We start from the raw sequence: 17,982 nt of genomic DNA, 5'->3' as shown, positions 1-17,982 counted from the left end.
CCTGACCGTTTATTTATTTTTGTTATTATATTTCCATGAAATCAAACAGCGACTACGACATCATAGTTATCGGCGCAGGACACGCCGGGTGCGAGGCAGCTCTTGCCTCAGCGCGAATGGGATTTAACACGGCCATTTTCACCATGAGCCTTGACACCATAGGCCAGATGTCCTGTAACCCCGCTGTCGGCGGGCTTGCGAAGAGCCATCTTGTCAAAGAGATTGACGCGCTCGGCGGCGAGATGGCGAAAATCACGGACAAGGCGGGCATTCAATTCAAAGTTCTTAACAAGAGCAAAGGCCCTGCTGTGTGGGCAACGAGAGTGCAGGCAGACCGGGCATTGTACAGAAGATACATGAGAGAAGCGCTTGAGGCCCAGGCACGGCTTGATATCAAACAGGAGAGCGTTGAAGAGATTTTGATCGAGGGAGATAAAGTTTGCGGGATAAAGACAACAGAACAGGTGTACAGGGCAAAGGCTTTGATTATTGCGACAGGGACATTTTTAAACGGGTTGATCCATATAGGGCTGGAGAATTTCCCCGCAGGCAGGATCGGCGAGCCGCCTTCGATCAATCTTTCAAAGAGTCTTCACGATATCGGATTCAAGATCGGAAGGCTGAAGACCGGGACCCCTCCGAGGCTTGAAGCAGGGAGCATAGATTTCTCAGTCATGGAAATCCAGGACGGCGATGTGCCTCCTCCACCCATGTCGTTGTTCACGAAAGAGATCACAAATCAGCAGATGCCCTGTTACATGACTTACACAAACACAGAGACCCACAAAATAATTCAGGACGGACTGAAATTTTCCCCTCTCTACAGCGGGATAATCAAGGGGATCGGCCCCCGCTACTGCCCGTCAATTGAAGACAAGGTCGTCAGGTTTAAGGACAAGATAAGGCACCAGATATTTCTCGAACCTGAAGGCATTGATTCGGATGAATATTATGCCAACGGCATTTCCACGAGCCTGCCGCGCGAGGTCCAGCTTAAGATGGTAAGAAGCATCAAAGGTCTGGAGAATGCAGAGATAAGGAAATCCGGTTACGCGATAGAGTATGACTTTGTCTATCCCACTCAATTGAAGCCGACACTTGAGACAAAGGCCATAGAAGGGCTTTTTCTTGCGGGACAGATCAACGGCACATCAGGCTATGAAGAGGCTGCCGCCCAGGGATTTGTCGCCGGGATAAACGCGGCACTGAAGCTGAAAAACATGGGGCCGTTCATCCTCGGCAGGCATGAGGCTTATATCGGAGTTTTGATCGATGACCTCGTGACAAAAGGGACCAAGGAACCGTACAGGATGTTTACCTCAAGGGCTGAATACAGGCTTTTGCTGCGTCAGGACAATGCCGATCTGCGCCTCCTGGAAAAGGGACATAACCTTGGGCTTATCAACGATGAACAATATGATGCTTTCCTCAGAAAAAAAGAAGCGGTAGAAAAAGAGTTGAAGAGAATAAAGTCCACGCGGGTGAAGCCGCAAGTAATAAATCCCGTGCTTGAGAAACTCGGCGGCTCAACAATAAAAGAAGACGCCTCGCTGTATCATTTATTGAAAAGGCCGGAAATCAAATATGCGGATATCGCGGAAGTCTCTCCGTCAAACAACGGCATTTCACAGGATGTTATAAACCAGGTAGAGATCCAGACAAAGTATAAAGGCTATATTGACAGGCAGGCGGAGCAGGCGGAGAAATTCAAAAAGGTTGAAGAGAAAATCATACCGGAAGGATTTGTTTACAGAGGCATTAACGGGCTATCAACGGAAATTGTGGAGAAGCTCGAAGAGGTCAGGCCTCTGAACCTCGGACAGGCAAGCAGAGTCCCCGGCGTTACGCCGGCTGCGATCTCGCTCCTGATGGTAGCTGTCGTGAGGCAGAGAAGGAAAGAGAATTTATAAACCAGAAACCAGCCACGAATTGGCACAAATGAACACGAATAAAACTTTGTGATCATTCGTGATTATTCGTGGCTAAGACAATCTATAAAAAAAGAAAAGCCGGCATCTTTTGTTTTTCAACTAAAGAATGTCGGCTTTCTTTTTGTTTTTAGTGTTTGTACTTTAAAGGGAAATGCTCGTGAGTCTTTTTGAGCCTTTCTTTAAAATCAAACTTGTACTTTGCGTCAACCTTTTCATTGAACGGGCTTTCCCCGCCATGACAAGCCATGCAGCCTTTTTCGTCTTCAGACGGAATTATCAAGCCGGCCTTCTTGCCTTCGGCCAAAGGATATTCCTTATTAGCCTTCATTACTTTGGAGTATTCGCTTCCGGGACCATGGCAGCCTTCACACTGAACATTAGCAAGATCAGGTGTTTCTGCTATGGATTTGAAGCCACCCGGTTTGCCGTAGCCGGTTGTGTGACATTTCAGACAGTTAGGATCCGCGGTGTAATCCTTATTGGGATCTATCTTTGCCTTTGTCTTTTCCGCTGCTTTTACGCCCGGCTTTAAATTCTCAAAGCTCGTTGCCATCAGCGTCTTTTCCCAAGCTTTGTACTCTTTCATGTGACAAGCCTTGCATTTCTTTGCTCCGATATAATCTGCTGCATTGCCATTTGCCACAACCCAGAATGCCATGACTAACATTAATACTGCAAAAACAGTTAATATTTTCTTCACGATTTCACCTCCTTTCACTTTGTGATTTTAAAACCTGAATATTATATACCAAAAAATTGTGAAATAGTTATGAAATAAAATTATGGCGGAGGGGGTAGGATTCGAACCCACGGGACTTTCGCCCTACGGTTTTCAAGACCGTCGCCATCGACCACTCGGCCACCCCTCCAAAACTCAAATACAAGTGAAAAGTAACAAGTAGGAAGTATGAAGTAAAAAAAAAGCAACTGTAATCCTTCACTTCTCACATCCTACTTCTTACTTATTCTGTCGGTGCCGACAAAGTGCCTTAAAGCGTCAGGTATTATAACAGAACCGTCTTCCTGTTGGAAGTTCTCAAGTATTGCGGCAAACGTGCGGCCTACTGCTAATCCTGAACCATTGAGGGTATGGACGAATTCAGTGCCTTTTTTTCCTTTTCTCTTGAACCTGATGTCGGCCCGTCTCGCCTGGAAATTCTCAAAATTGGAGCATGAGGATATCTCCCTGAATTTCCCCTGGGCCGGGAACCATACTTCAAGGTCATAAGTCTTTGCCGAGGAAAACCCCATATCACCGGTGCAGAGAGACACTACGCGGTAAGGCAGGCCGAGTCTCTTTAAAATTTCCTCAGCGTTGTTTGTAAGCATTTCAAGCTCATTGTATGAGTCTTCGGGTTTTGCAAATTTAACAAGCTCCACTTTATTGAATTGATGCTGTCTTATCAGCCCCCTTGTGTCCTTGCCGTATGAGCCTGCCTCCCGCCTGAAGCAGGGGGTGTACGCGGCGTAATAGATCGGCAGGTCGTCTTCATCCAGGATCTCTTCTCTGTGCATGTTCGTGACCGGAACTTCAGCGGTCGGTATTAAATAGAAACCCCTTTCATCCGACAGCTTGAAAAGGTCTTCTTCAAATTTTGGAAGCTGTCCCGTACCCGTCATCGCCTGCCTGTTAACAAGGACAGGGGGGAATATTTCTGTATAACCGTGTTCTTTTGTATGGAGGTTGAGCATGAAATTTATCAACGCCCTTTCGAGCCTTGCGCCGAGACCCTTATAAATAACAAATCGCGCGCCAGCTATCTTCCCCGCCCTCTCAAAGTCAAGTATCCCAAGGGCCTCGCCGATGTCCCAGTGGTTTTTGGGCTCAAAGGTAAACTGAGGTATATCGCCCCATGCTCGCACTTCAATATTTTCCGTCTCGTCTTTCCCGGCAGGGACGGATTCATGAGGTATGTTGGGGATCACTAAAATTTCCTGCAGTGCGCTGTTTTCCAGTTCCCGCAGCGTTTCCTCTTTTGCAGTTATCAGGTCGGATACTGTCTTTGCCTCCGACAGCATAACAGAGGCATCAGCGCCGGACTTTTTCAACTGGCCGATCTCCTGAGACAGCCTGTTTCTCTGCTGTCTCAGTTCTTCAACCTCCCGCAGCAGATCTCTTCTGTCATTTTCGATCCCGATAAACTTGTCGAGTATCCCGGTCCTCTGCCCTCTTTTCTTGAGGGCGTCCATGACCTTGTCCGTATTTTCTCTTACTAATTTGATGTCAAGCATAGTTGCTCCAAATGTCCATTATAAAGGGTAAGGCAAAGGGATTTGAAAGTCAAGGCGGCTGCGCGGCTTAAGAATGTATTGCCTTAAATTTTGAAGCAATCTTAACGAAGGCGTTTAAAACCACGGGATCGAAATGATAGGGCAGGGTCCTTCCGTCTCCCTGCGTGATTATCTTTAATGTGGCGTCATGTCCCAATGCAGGTTTATAGACCCTTTCATTCCTGATCGAATCATACTGGTCCACAATGCAAACGATCCTGCCCTCAAGCGGGATGCCTTCGCCCCGTAAACCTCCGGGGTATCCTGATCCATCCCATTTCTCATGATGATTCAGGGCGATGGTCGCCGCCATCTGCAAAACAGGATGAGAGGCCCCTGACAGGATCATTTCGCCGTTTACAGTATGTGTCTTCATGACCTCGAATTCCTCAGGCGTAAGGGGGCCTGGTTTTAATAAAATACTTTCCGTTATCCCTATCTTGCCGATGTCGTGCAGAGGGCTGGCAAGCTTTATTTTCTGGATAAAATCCAAAGGCATCCCCAGTTCTTTAGCAAGCATTTCAGAATAAATACTGATCCTCGATACATGCTCTACCGCTTCAATGTTCCTGAACTCCGCTATTGTCGTTAAACGTTTTACAATGTCATTGCTCAGGCCTTCCGCCTGCCTTTTGGAAATTTCCAGCTCTTCGGTCCTTTGCATCACCATGTGTTCAAGATGACGGTTGTAATCTTCCTTCATTTTCGTGAAATTAACGTGTTGGATCGCCTTTTTAATTGAATATATCAGATAGTCGGGATGGAAAGGTTTCAATATAAAATCAAAGGCCCCTTTTTTTATTGCCGCTATTGCCAGATTCAGATCAGCGTATCCGGTCATTAAAATAACAGGCAACTGGCGGTTAAAATCATGTATTCTTTCCAGCAGCTCGATCCCGGAGACCTCAGGCATAACAACGTCGGTGAGGACGACATCAATATTGTCTTCCCTGATCCTGGCCATTGCCTCTTCAGCGCTGCCGCAGACGTCCACATTATAATCCCCCGATTCACTCAGGTTTAACAGGATGGAGTCGCGGATATCGGCATCGTCGTCAACGACAAGAACGGTTTTATTGTTTTTTTTATCCATTGCTAAATCACTTTTCGTCAACTGCCTGATATTATATAAAATCCGTAATAAAAATAATTTACTGCTATAAGTATATCAAAAAGGAGTAAGAGACATTTTCATCATCCCCTTTAAGAATATCAGAACGGGAAAAGAAGTCAAGAGTTAATGATGTCCTTACGACTTAAAAGTGAACACCAATATTTTCAAGAAACGGTGAATTTATTGCTTAGAGTTTTGAAGTAAGGGTATTTCTTTGCAAGAATAGAATGCCCTTTACGCAACGCTGTCACTGCAAAACAAAGTTTTCAATTATCAGCGTCCCATTGGCAGTTGAAATGTCACCGTTAAGTGTCGTATTTCCGAAATTTGTAGTGTACGTCCGGTCATAACCGCCTTTTATGGCAACTGATTTACCGAGATTTACTGAAAGATCTTCAAGAAATGTCGCGGCTTGAACCTGGATGATGTCTCCGTCTCTGGTATTATTATATGCATCCTGAAGCGTGAGATAACAAGCAGGAGCTGCACCCAAAATCCTGACAAGAGGCCATCCGATGCCGGGGGCATTATCATCACAGTCTGCGTTGTTTAATACGAACTGCGGCGGTCCGGTCGGCTGTTCACATTGTTGAATTGATACAGACGGATTTCCGAAACCATCCCCGTCAGAGTCCGGATACCAGTGTGTTGCCGGATTCAGAACAGCGTTTGTATCATCACAATCACCGGAAGTTGCGATTAGCTCCGATGCAGCCGTGTAACCCAAAGGCATTGCGCATGAAGCTGTACCATCTGTGCCGTCGGAATATCTGTCACCATCTGCATCCAGATACCATGTCTGATTTGGATGCTCCAATGGAGCATTATCATCACAGTCTGTGTTATCCAGTACGTAACCTGCCGGCTGGGTGCACTGCTGCACTGATACGACAGGATTTCCGTAGCCGTCTCCGTCAGCATCCAGGTACCAGAGTATATTGGGATTTATGGCAGAATTCGTATCATCGCAGTCAGCATTATCCAGTACGTAACCTGCCGGCCGGGTGCACTGCTGCACTGATACCGCAGGGTTTCCGCAGCCGTCCCCGTCAGCATCCAGGTACCAGAGTGTTCCCGGGTCCGATACATCACAGTCATCGCCAAGGTCTAAAGTGTTAACGGGTATTTTCCGGGTATAGGTACGTCTATTACTGCTGGCTGTGCCATTAAGCTTGATACGGTCGACATTATTCCGCACCGTATCAACACTGGCGTTAGTATTATCTAAAATTATCTGAAGAAAATCATCGGCATAATCTGTAGAAACATCACTGTTGCTATACCAATGAGGTGTCAGAAAACTTGGAAATAAATTAAGTTTGGCAGCAATATGATGGCCCCATGCCTCGGCCCTGCTTAAGCTGTTAATCGGGTAGTCTCCTATTCCTATGTTCCCCAAATAGTACAAGTCAACTTTATGGGTCGAATTGTGGTCCAACCAAAAAGATTCTTGAGTGGTCCGGGCAGACTCAATGCCTGTATTCGCTAAATATGTATCGCTGTTAAAACTATATGCGCCGTTCGGATAAGCCAAAGACACCGGCCTTACTCCTATCTCTGTCTCAATGCAATCATTTTGTTCTACCACCTCTTCATTAAAATAATCTTCGATAGTTACATTCATATCAACCCAGGAATTTTTGGCGTCGGTCTCTGGTATTATCCCGACAATATCCAAATCCAGGGAGTTGGCCGTATTATGATTCATTTCCCAGCCGCCCGGTAAATGAAATGCTTTTAATGTATTTAGATCCGGGATGGAAGTGAGGCTTTTGGTCGTGGTAGCAGAATCCCTAAATATGATATCTGAAGCAGTGGCCTCCACAGTTCCAAAGGGATTTCCCCCTGTATACTTAAATTGGATGGTAACACACGACAGGCTTAAATCGGTATGCCCCTCTGTGTGATTTGCTATTTCTACGTCATACTCGTCATGAGCCGGTTTTGAATATGTTCTGAGATTATACGTGTCACAGGAATTAAAATAATGTGTCAAAGGAACGTTTCCTCCTGTTGCGCTATTGAATGATTGGGCTAAGCTATACACATAATCAGCATGTTGGCCGTCATCAATAGTGAAACTCAAGTAAGAATAACTGCTGAAATCAGAAGTTATATTAGGCGTCTGACTTATATTCCCTCCCAGGTCCACGGCTGCTCCAACAACATCCCTGTAAATTCTTGCTCCATTACCAACAATATTATTGTTACCATATTGCAAAGATCCATTAAATACCGCTACCCCCTCTTCATAGGAATTTACAGCGTTAGCGGCAATTAAAGAATTTTTCAGAACAACGTCCGCAGTGGAATTATTTACATGGATGCCCCGGAATAAATTCCGGATAACTGTAATATTATTCAGATCAGTATCCCCATTAGCTATTACCCCGGTATCATTATCTCTGAAAATACAGTAATTAAATGCTGTATCACCCGCCGCTTCAAATGTAGCGGCCCCCGCTATTCTGTACCTTGAAAAGGTAATTCCCTGGAAAGTAATGTACTGAGAGTCCCATTGCCGGACGCCATAATCTTTATCAGTTGCTTCAATTGTATGTTCATCCGGATCATCAGTTTCAAAAGTATGGATATAAATATAATCATAACCATCAAAATAAAAAGTGCCTGGTGTATTATTGCAGTCAGCAAGCGAACTGACTCCGATCACATAAGCATCATCCTCCCAAACCCCGAACGACGAATTGCTCAGAAACAAAATTGATCCGGCAACCGCGCTAATATTTTTTTTGTACGTATTTGTGTAAATCGCGTCCTGTGTCCACCCTGTATAAACACTCGTACCCCTAAGCTCAGGCGGCTTTCCGGTGCCAAAGCTATCAGCATATGTGGTCGTCAACCTATCACTTGCGCTTGCTCCATTTCTATCAGAAAGATTTAATTGGCCCCGATAAATGACCCCTTTTTTTAAATAGATAGTATGCCCGGTATTGTCTGTTATCGCCCAGCCCTTGTCCTCATCAAAAGGATGATGACGTTTTGGAGAACTGGGAGATAAACCATCATTTGCATCGTTTCCATTTTCAAAATCTATATAATAAGTTGCTGCTTGAACCTGGTCCATTATGATAAGAAAAATAAGCAGTATGAAAACAGCCATAAATGCTTTCGCGGTAACCTTCAGTAAAGTGAATGATTTCATAAAACTCCCCTATGTCTTTATTTATCACCGAAGACATTACTTGACTATTAAAAAGGATTAATAGTTTTATTAGTTAACCGGTTTTCCTGTACCCTTTTACATAATTCAAAAATACAGATAACAGGAAGTTGCCGGGGAATTTCTCTATCAGCTTTTCGAGGATTATCTTTCCTGTCTTATCGTCCTTTATAGAATGGACCAGGTTGCAAGTCATTCGAAAAATTAATTTCAACTAAAATCTTGACTGTCTTTCAATTAGTGGTAAAATTATTTCCGACAGGCAAACAGAAAGAATAAGGAGAGGGGACCTGAACGGGGGCTCGGAATGCGCCCGGATTTTCCCGGAGGCGCAAAAGGAGACATTATGAGAGCTTCAGCAATCATTATGCGGGGGTTGGCATGGATGATCATAGCCATGCTCGTCATACCTCCCGGGATACCTGCGCAGGATCCCGGGGAACCAGAGCAAACCAACAGGTTCGGGGAAGAAGAATTGGCGCAGATGCTTGCGCCGATCGCCTTATATCCTGATTCTCTGATAGCCCAGATACTGATGGCATCGACCTATCCGCTTGAGGTGGTCGAGGCTGAACGCTGGTTGAACCAGCACAAGGACCTGAAAGGCGATGCCCTTAACGATGCCCTGAAGGAGAAGACCTGGGACCCGAGTGTGAAATCGCTCTGCCATTTCCCTGACGTTCTCTTTGCCATGAGCGACAAACTCGACCAGACAGGGAAATTGGGCGATGCCTTCATAAGCCAGGAGGATGAGGTCATGGCCGCCATACAGAAATTGCGCAGGAAGGCCGAAGAGCAGGGAAACCTCAAGACGACCAAAGAACAGCAAGTCATAATCGAGAAGGAAATAATCAGGATCGAACCGGCCGCCCCGGAAGTTGTTTATGTGCCGGTCTATGATCCGCTCTATGTATACGGACCATGGTGGTACCCTGCTTATCCCCCCTATTACTGGTACTATCCGCCGGGTTTTGTTTTCACAAGCGGTGTTATCTGGTTTGGCCCCAGAGTATCTATCGGAATTGGCTTTTTCCCATGGGTATGGTTTGACTGGCCTTACCATCACATTTATGTAGATATCCATAAAACGAGTCGATTTCACAGGTTTGACCGCAGGCGGGATTTCGACAGGCGTGTATGGGTACATAACCCGTCCCACAGGAGAGGGGTTGCCTACAGAGACAGGACAACGAGTCAGCGCTACGGATCGCGACCGTCACGGGTGTCACCAGCAAGCCCGGAAATGCGTGGTTATCCGGGAAGGCGCATGGAAAGACAGGACGGACGACCCATTGAACGCCGGGAAGGTGTCACGCCAAAGGCCAGGTCCGAAAGGGAAAGGAGTCGTGCCCCTGTAGTCAGGGACACTCCATTCAGGGGAATCGGCGAAGGCAATTCTGAGCGCAAAGCAAGCGAACGCGGAAGTGTGAGCAGGCAAAGAGGAAACGAAAGCCGCCGTAGCATATCCCCTCAGGACAAGGGCCAGGAGCGTAAAAGCGGAGATAAAGAACGTCCGGGAAGGGGAGGCACTGAAAGTGGAGGTCCCAAGGGTAGCGGCAGAGGCGGCGGAGGGTCCCGGAGATAGGGAGAAATGAGGGAAGACAGACTTGTTGATATTCATAAGGGAGGAAAAATGAATCTGACTGCATTACATAAAAAAGGCGGAAAGGGCAGCCTGACTATGCCTGCCTGTGTCGCCGCAATTGCCTTGCTCCTGCTTGGGGCATATTCGGCTTCGCTTGCTGCAGGCCCAACTCAGAAGGGCTTTCCCTCGCCTGAAGAGGCGGTGAGTTCATTTGTCGCAGCCGTAAGGGCGAACGATATGAAAGAAATGCAAATCATATTAGGCCCCGGAAGCGAGGCATTGATCTCGTCCGGAGATGACGTAGCCGACAGGGCAGGACGTGAAGAATTTCTTATCGCTTATGACCAGTTGAACAGGCTTGAACATGTATCTGAGGACAAGATGGTCCTCCACATCGGCAGCGACGACTGGCCCATGCCCATTCCGCTTGTGAAAAGGCATACAGCATGGCTCTTCGACGTAAATGAAGGCAAGGAAGAGATACTGAACCGGAGAATAGGCAGGAATGAACTGCATGTTATCGAGGTGCTTGATGCCTATGTTGATGCGCAGCATGAATATGCCAGCAAGAATTGCGGGGGCAGCGGCAAGGTCGAATTCGCCCAAAAATTTATCAGCGCCGAAGAGAAGCATGACGGACTGTATTGGGAAACAAAAGAGGGCGAAGAAGAGAGCCCCCTCGGTCCATTGATCGCGCAGGCAGCAAGAGAAGGATACGGAAAGGACAGCAATCTTTCTCCTTTCCACGGGTACTATTTCAATATCCTCACGGGCCAGGGGAAACATGCAGAAGGAGGGAGTTACAATTATGTAGTTAAGGGGAAGATGATCCTCGGCTTCGCACTCGTTGCCTGGCCCGCTGAATACGCGAATTCCGGTGTCATGACCTTTATGGTAAACCAGGAGGGGACCATTTACCAGAAGGACCTCGGCAAGGACACGAAGCGGAAAGCAGAGGCGATGAAGGTTTTTGATCCCGACAAGACCTGGCAAAGAGTCAACGAGACTTTGCAGCAGCAAGACAAATAACCGGTTTTTTCGTCAGATAAATCGCCTGCCGTCAGAAGGTCAGAAGATAATTTAGGAACGTGCGGAAATCTGGATCAGCGGTATTCCACTGTTAGAAGCGGGGCCGTCACCGTGACGTTTGGCAAGTCCTGGATCCCGACAAGACCGGCATTCGAAACAAAATCGAGCAGAAAACGCACCTGGAAGTGTGCAAGCCCGAGCCGTTGCGCTTCGCGCATCAGAGGGGTGACATCGATAAGCACGAAATTGTTCTGGTCCGAGGCAAAGAAATCAAAACCTATAGTCGCATCGCTGCCATTTGAAAATTGCAATGGAGGAGAGTCGAAATCCGCAGGACTCAAACCCGTAATGGAAAAAGGAACGAGGTCCAGGAGCGTAGGGACCGTCCCGGCGAAGCTCACCTCGTCGACGAAAACCTCCAGGGTTGCCGACAGGATCTCTGCGCTTGCAGGGACCACATCACCATTGAGGGACCCATCGAGAGGAAAATCCAGGAAAGCACGGAATTCCGGCAAATCCCGGTCCACCTCATCGATCCCGAAAAATATGGTATCCGGGCCGTTTGTAACGATGAAGGAATTCAGGACCGGGTCGAAGGCAATATCCCCGTCGGCCAGTTGGTCGCTTAAGATCTGGGCGACGAAAATCGGCCGGGAGTGCCCCCCATCATCACCTCCACACCCGGAGAGGAACAGCGCCAGGACCACCGTAATTCCCAAATAAAGCAGTCTTTTCATATTATCCCCCACGTGATTTTCATTTCTCAGGACCTCCGAACAAAGGGTCTTTTATATAAGAAGTGTATCCCATTTTTTTCAATTGGGCAAGAAAAATTATATAGCTTCAGAATTTCATGGACGCTGAAAATTTGTCCAGAGAGTTAAAAAATTTATCACACTGCATCTTTGTCAGCAAAAGAGTGAGAGCTTCATCCCGGATGAAGTTCTGCAGGATTTTAATCCCGCCGAATTTGTCGATGCGCTGTTTGATTAACACTAATACTCTCTTCTCTATTATTCACTTCCAACTTCAAAATTAATTTCTTCCCGCAAGAGAGAAAATGAAGTTGTTTCTTGCGGCATAAAAGAAATAGAATTAAATTTTTTAATTCGGCCATTGTCAACGTGAGTTTCAGGTTCAAGCTTAAAGATAATCACAATATAAACGTTTGCAAATAATAGCTTATTATTTTCATCATATTAGAACTTTTCTATTTTAAAAGGGCGTAGACTTGTATTTTGTTGCTCTTTATCGCTGTTTTTGCTTATGATATTTTCAGTTTAAGTATTGAGCCGTTGCACTATTTGGCCCAAGGGGGATTATTAGTAGCTGAATTAACAAAAAGAATTTGGGAGGGCAATGAGTAATCCTGATGAAGCATTAGAAAAATTTAAATCTATCTGCACCGAGTTTAAGATGTTTTGCGAGCATCGAGGCGCAGCTAGTGAGACTGATACCAGAGTGAAATTAATAGACCGGGTTTTAAAGGAAGTTTTGTCCTGGCCTGAATTTTTAATTAGCAGGGAAGACTTCACTATTGGCCCCAAAGCAGGTTTTACGGATTATCAACTTAGAATAGGAGATAAGGCATATGTTGCTGTGGAAGCCAAAAGAGAGGGAACATCTTTTATGCTACCTGAGACATCCGGAAGAAGGCGGTTGAAAATATCAGGAATTATTCAAACTTCTAAGGAAGTTCGAGATGCAATAAATCAGGTGCGTCAATATTGTATTGATGATACTACTATAAAATATGCAATAGCGACAAATGGTTTTTCATGGATAATTTTTAAATCATTGCAACCTGAAGGCTCATGGAAGGATGGTTATTCTATCGTCTTTTATTCAACTATTGATATAACAAATAATTTTATTGAATTTTGGAATTTATTATCATTTGACTCTCTTAATAAGGGAATATTGGAAGAACAATTTGCTATCGTAAGCTACTCAAAAAGAAACCAACATAGAGTATTAGACAAGCTGTACAACTCCGATCTTCCACTTGAGCGAAATCGTTTGCACGCACAACTACACCCCGTGATCGAGGCATTTTTCTTAGATATTGCTGATAAATCGCAAATTGAAATACTATCGTCCTGTTATGTTTATTCCCGCTCTGTAAAGTCTGTAACTTTTGATCTAAACAATGTTGTTAGGGATTATATTCCTTTATTTCTTAAAAAAGAGGGGACACGAAATATTTATACCGGCTTAAAAGACTCAGGTATTTTTGATAAAGATATGGAAGCTGCAATAGAAAAAAATATTGGACAGCTTTATTTATTGCTTGGGGGTATTGGTTCTGGAAAAACTACGTTTATTAAACGATATCTTCGAATTACCGGTAAAGATATACTAGGGAGAAACGCCATATGGTTTTATATAAGTTTGTTAGGTCCTCCAACAGAACCTCATCAACTAGAATCAGCTATTTACAGTTCTCTTTTGGAGGAGATTAGGAAGAGGTATTCAGATAAGATAAAGGAAACTCGCAAAACCCTAAAAAAGATATACAGAAAAGAATTAGATTTACTTTATGAATCACGTTTAAAGTCTGAAAATCTTGATTCGAATGAATATGAAAAAAGAATATCTCCCTATATAGAAGAATGGAAAAACGACACTGTTGATTATGTTACGAGATTATTAATCTATTGTCATGAAAGAGATCTTGCAATATTTATATTTATTGACAATGTTGACCAATTAACTCCAGATTTTCAGGAAAAGCTTTTCTTGCTAGCTCAAAAATTAACAAGAGATACCAACTCCTTGACAGTTCTTTCAATGCGAGAAGAATCTTATCATACCGCCAGCACGCAAAAAATATTAACTGCTTATACCAGCAAGAAATTTCATGTGGCCTCCCCTCGATTTCGTCGACTAATTGAATATCGGTTAAATTACGCAACAAAAGTATTAATGCGCTCCGATGAAGAAATAAAACTTATTTTGCGTAGCGGCATTACATTAGACAAGAAAGCAATTCTCGAATTCTTAAATATTATACAATCCAGTATTTTCATTAAGAGCAAATGGATTGCATATTTTGTTGAAGCAATTTGTTATGGAAATATGAGATTGGCTTTAGATATGTTTAATACCTTTTTAGTTTCTGGAGCTACTGATGTAGACAAGATGTTACGAATATTTCATAGGGAAAGTGACTATCAAGTCGCTTATCATGAATTCGTTAAGTCAGTTATGCTTAAGGATAGAATGTACTATAAAGAGACCATTGATAATCCAGTAATGAATATATTTGATTGCGGAACGGAGAGGAATAGTAGCCATTTTACTGCACTAAGACTCCTGAAACTGCTTGATTTGCATAATAATGAATACTCCCCAATGGGTCGGGGATTTATTGAATGGAATAAAGTGTTATACGAGTTTGAAAATAGCTTTGATAATGTGGATGATCTCGTAAGGGCCGCTGAGAGACTGGTGAGGTGGCGGTTATTAGAAGTGAATACAAAATCGCAGGAAACTTTGAAGGGAGCAACTCATATAAAAATTACTGGAGCAGGTGATTACTATTTGAAATATCTCGTTAATAAATTTTGCTATTTGGATTTAGTGTTGCAGGATACACCCTTGGACAGTGAAGCTGTGCGAGATGAATTAGCAGCATTTATGAAAAAGGTTGATAATTTGACAGGACGCGAAGAAGACAAATATCAAAGAACGCTTGTAAGATTCGAACGAGTAGACTTGTTCCTAAAGTATCTTAATGCTCAAGAAGAAATGGAAATGGCTCAAAGTAAGACGCCATTAAATCCAATATTAAGCGAACCTATTGTGACAAAAATTAATTCTGGCTATACAAGAGATAAGGAATTCATCATTAAGAGATATGAAGAAAACATATTACGATTTAATAATGAACTATATGCTGAGTCAGGGGAAGAAGTTGAAGCCCCTAGTCTTTTCGAAGTATATGATTCCGATGATGACGAAAAAAAGGAGCCATGCTGAAGCATTGTAAAGATGGACCGTAAAAAGGGAATGTGATTACGTGAACTGAACATTCTCCAAGTCTGGGTCTTAGTTATTGTCAGAATCGCTGATTTAATTCTTATGACTGATTAGATGAAATCATGGAAGTACTAAAAAATCATTGGTTTTGGATTGGTCCTATACTGGGAGGATTATGTGCAGTAATATTTCAGATAATCAAAAAACAAATAGAAGAATTCCTTCTAAAAAGAAGGTTCAAACATGATTTCCTCAGTATTCTTCTGAAAGATTTAGATGATTTTTATGCGTTAATGGAAAAACCTAATATTAGTAGGATGCAAGAACATATTAAGAATGCAAACGAATCCATTAATAATTGGACTTCCTCTTTGCAAGTTTGGTTCTTACAGAATTGGTCTTATTTGCTTCCACAATTAGTTTTGTTAAAACCAAATTTAAATTCTATAGCTAATTATCTAAGTGATCCCAATATTCAAGAACAACAAATGATTACTTTTTTCCAAAGATATATAAATAATCAAGAGTCCTTTTCATCAGAAAAAGAATGGCAAACAGCCGAAGCATTAAATCAAATTCAAAAATGGATCCATGCTTTTAGATAGTCGGCAAGCATACATAGGAAATAACCCTCATCCAACTTATCAATAGGCTTACATTGCATAACTTTCCTCTTGGCTTTGTATAAACGGATTAGACCCGTTACGCTATTTCTAACACTATAGCTGTAAATAGGATGACCACATTTCAATAAGGTGGATATTGCAAGAGAAGAGTTCCTAAAGCAAGGATCTTGAGAGTTATCCAACGTTCTTTTAGGCCAACATTCAATTTGAAAAGACTGTCCCTCATCATTAGTACAATCGTAAGGAGTCAATTTATGTTCAATGAATGTTAAACCGTTTTTTATTCTTTTTGTCACAAAAATATTGTTTGACCATTTTTCATATCTTAATAACGTCATAATAGCCAAGCATGTTTTATCCACAGTTGAGGGCGTGTCATGATATTCACCCCAACCATCATCATTATTTTGTTGGTTGCACAACCACTGTATTCCTTGCTCTATTTCCTCTTTCCCTTTTTTTGTATGTTCATATAATTTTAACAGCAGAACAATAGCATAACTTGTAGCTCCTACATCCTCCTTCCGTGATTGAGTATTGTCGGTATACCATGCACCTGATTCATTATTTCGTATTTCAGGTGATAATAAGATATCTGGAATATGAATTAATTCATTGGTGTTTTTATCGATAAACAACGGTGAATATCGAGAATCATATGATAGTGAAATGTAAACAAGACTTGTATCATATGTATTTACCAAATCATCGCTTATACCAGGAACAAAGGGTCCCCAGCCCATGATATTTGGGCTTTTATTTTTATTTTCATCAAACCATTTTTTACCCAAAAAGATAGCTTTCTCAACTTTGTTAATATATTTTTTATCTATCAAAGATTCATTTATGATTCCTAACCATTTCATTAAAATAAGAATCATAAGAGCATTTGCCCAAGCATTAGGTATCAGTGATGTCTTATGAGAAGTAGTCCAATCTTGTATTTTTGCCCCATAGGTGCCATATACAATACCCTCAAAATTAAGCAATTCTTCCTCTGATATTATATGCCAAGCACCGCTTTTACTGTTTTGAGATTCTATTATATAGTCAACAATAGCTTTCATTTCAGCAAAAATTATTTCAGCCTGTAAATAATGCAAATCTTCGGCAATTGCTCTCACATCATTTAAAGTAATTCCATACTCTTTTAGGACAGAAAAATTATTGTATAATTCTTCCTGTTTTTTTTGACTCAACAGGTGAAATTTGGCGGAGAAGATGGCATGAAACTCTGGCATTCCCTTTAATTTACTTAGCAGATGTTTTGATGCGAATGTTTCATTCTTACGAGAAGTCACTATTGAACAAATCATTTACTCCTCTTTTTTCCGTGAATAAAAATAATCATTCACGCGACCTTCCGCCAATCTACGTTTTTTTTCTTCATCCGGATAAACGAAGTTAAATCGACCCCAAAAAATTTCATTACCAAAGAAGCTTTCAAATAAAATGTAATCAAGGAAGTAACTATAAAGAAATAACGGTAGACGTCCCTCGTCATCATTGATACGTACATTAGGAAAACATTCATGGAACTTAAAGAGTATTTCTATAATTTCCTGATCATTATAGGATGAGTCACAAAGTTTTTCACCTCTTAAATAAAAGGGCGTACCATTGCTTTTTTTGTAGCAAATGTCTTGATCAAACGTTTGATCTTTGATGGCAGCTTGTCTTTGAATACATGTATAGTTATATGCTTTTTCATCAAATATAATAAAATCACATAACTCATTATTAACAGGAACAGCTGGAACTGCAAGATCCATAATTTCTTGCAGATTTTTCAAGGATAGCTTGTTACATGGTGAGAAACAACTTGCTAATAATATTTTTTTGTATTTTTTAAGATTTAGTCGAGGATTATTTTCGGTAGTAAGAAGACTTAGTTCTAAAGGTAATAGTCCAATCTCTTTCAGTTTTTTAATAAGAGCATGGATATCGTTATTATCATTCAGGGATTTATACTTACTTGCTTTACTATACTCTTTGGCCCCTAACAGCTCGGAACTTACGTATATGTGATCTCGTATCATTTAACCGTTATCCCCTGCAATCTTAACGAAGATGACATAAGTTTATTGAAATAGCATTATCTTGTCAAGAAAATAATATTTAACTGTGATAGCAAAGGGATAATGGCCCTATTAACTGCAAAGGTAAAATGTCCCCTTCAAGGAGGAGAAGCCTATGAAGGGAGAAATAGTTTTGAGTCAGAAGGAAATACAAAGAGTTAAAGTCATGGAACAAGTGATGAGTGG

The 17,982-nt window shown here is 42.5% G+C and carries 12 protein-coding genes and 1 tRNA gene; 5 read left to right on the top strand and 8 right to left on the bottom strand.

The genetic code is table 11. From position 1 onward, the window contains the following. Positions 1-35 precede the first annotated feature (35 nt). Positions 36-1,910 (top strand): tRNA uridine-5-carboxymethylaminomethyl(34) synthesis enzyme MnmG, encoded by a 1,875-nt coding sequence (mnmG, locus tag HZB61_05505; GenBank protein ID MBI5056051.1) that lies wholly within the window; start codon positions 36-38, stop codon positions 1,908-1,910. A gap of 148 nt (positions 1,911-2,058) precedes the next feature. On the opposite strand, the gene HZB61_05500 is transcribed toward mnmG, so the two are convergent. The 5 genes from HZB61_05500 to HZB61_05480 form a co-directional block, all read right to left on the bottom strand. Beyond that, positions 2,059-2,631, bottom strand: coding sequence for a hypothetical protein (locus tag HZB61_05500; protein ID MBI5056050.1), 573 nt, complete (start codon positions 2,629-2,631; stop codon positions 2,059-2,061). Positions 2,632-2,714: 83 nt separating this feature from the next. Beyond that, positions 2,715-2,800, bottom strand: a tRNA-Ser gene (locus HZB61_05495). 82 nt (positions 2,801-2,882) lie between these two features. After that, positions 2,883-4,163: a serine--tRNA ligase gene (serS, locus tag HZB61_05490; GenBank protein ID MBI5056049.1), complete on the bottom strand. Its 1,281-nt coding sequence runs from the start codon at positions 4,161-4,163 to the stop codon at positions 2,883-2,885. 67 nt (positions 4,164-4,230) lie between these two features. Beyond that, positions 4,231-5,295 carry a response regulator gene (locus HZB61_05485; GenBank protein MBI5056048.1) on the bottom strand — a complete coding sequence of 355 codons (1,065 nt, stop codon included), beginning with the start codon at positions 5,293-5,295 and terminating at the stop codon, positions 4,231-4,233. Positions 5,296-5,563: 268 nt separating this feature from the next. Next, positions 5,564-8,479 (bottom strand): hypothetical protein, encoded by a 2,916-nt coding sequence (locus HZB61_05480; GenBank protein ID MBI5056047.1) that lies wholly within the window; start codon positions 8,477-8,479, stop codon positions 5,564-5,566. 364 nt (positions 8,480-8,843) lie between these two features. Between HZB61_05480 and HZB61_05475 the strand changes: the two genes are divergently transcribed. Together HZB61_05475 and HZB61_05470 are read left to right on the top strand one after the other, a co-directional pair. Continuing rightward, positions 8,844-10,082, top strand: coding sequence for a DUF3300 domain-containing protein (locus tag HZB61_05475; protein MBI5056046.1), 1,239 nt, complete (start codon positions 8,844-8,846; stop codon positions 10,080-10,082). A 48-nt stretch (positions 10,083-10,130) separates the two neighbouring features. Beyond that, positions 10,131-11,111 carry a DUF2950 domain-containing protein gene (locus HZB61_05470; GenBank protein MBI5056045.1) on the top strand — a complete coding sequence of 327 codons (981 nt, stop codon included), beginning with the start codon at positions 10,131-10,133 and terminating at the stop codon, positions 11,109-11,111. 74 nt (positions 11,112-11,185) lie between these two features. On the opposite strand, the gene HZB61_05465 is transcribed toward HZB61_05470, so the two are convergent. Further along, complete coding sequence (locus HZB61_05465) at positions 11,186-11,848, bottom strand: hypothetical protein (GenBank protein ID MBI5056044.1); 663 nt, start codon at positions 11,846-11,848, stop codon at positions 11,186-11,188. 622 nt (positions 11,849-12,470) lie between these two features. On the opposite strand from HZB61_05465, the gene HZB61_05460 reads away from it, so the two are divergent. Beyond that, positions 12,471-15,092, top strand: a complete 2,622-nt coding sequence (locus tag HZB61_05460; GenBank protein MBI5056043.1) for a hypothetical protein — start codon at positions 12,471-12,473, stop codon at positions 15,090-15,092. A gap of 122 nt (positions 15,093-15,214) precedes the next feature. Continuing rightward, positions 15,215-15,697 (top strand): hypothetical protein, encoded by a 483-nt coding sequence (locus HZB61_05455; GenBank protein ID MBI5056042.1) that lies wholly within the window; start codon positions 15,215-15,217, stop codon positions 15,695-15,697. Here the strand turns inward: HZB61_05455 and HZB61_05450 are convergent. Further along, positions 15,670-17,034: a hypothetical protein gene (locus HZB61_05450; protein MBI5056041.1), complete on the bottom strand. Its 1,365-nt coding sequence runs from the start codon at positions 17,032-17,034 to the stop codon at positions 15,670-15,672. The two genes, HZB61_05455 and HZB61_05450, sit on opposite strands and share 28 nt — an antisense overlap. Further along, a complete protein-coding gene (locus HZB61_05445) occupies positions 17,035-17,757 on the bottom strand; it encodes a hypothetical protein (GenBank protein ID MBI5056040.1) in 723 nt (240 codons plus the stop codon). It lies immediately after the preceding gene. Positions 17,758-17,982: the final 225 nt, after the last annotated feature.

The sequence above is a fragment of the Nitrospirota bacterium genome (assembly GCA_016214845.1).
Taxonomy (GTDB): Bacteria; Nitrospirota; Thermodesulfovibrionia; order UBA6902; family UBA6902; genus SURF-23.
Note: the sequence above shows the minus strand (reverse complement) of the source record. Positions and strands in the feature narration are given on the sequence as shown.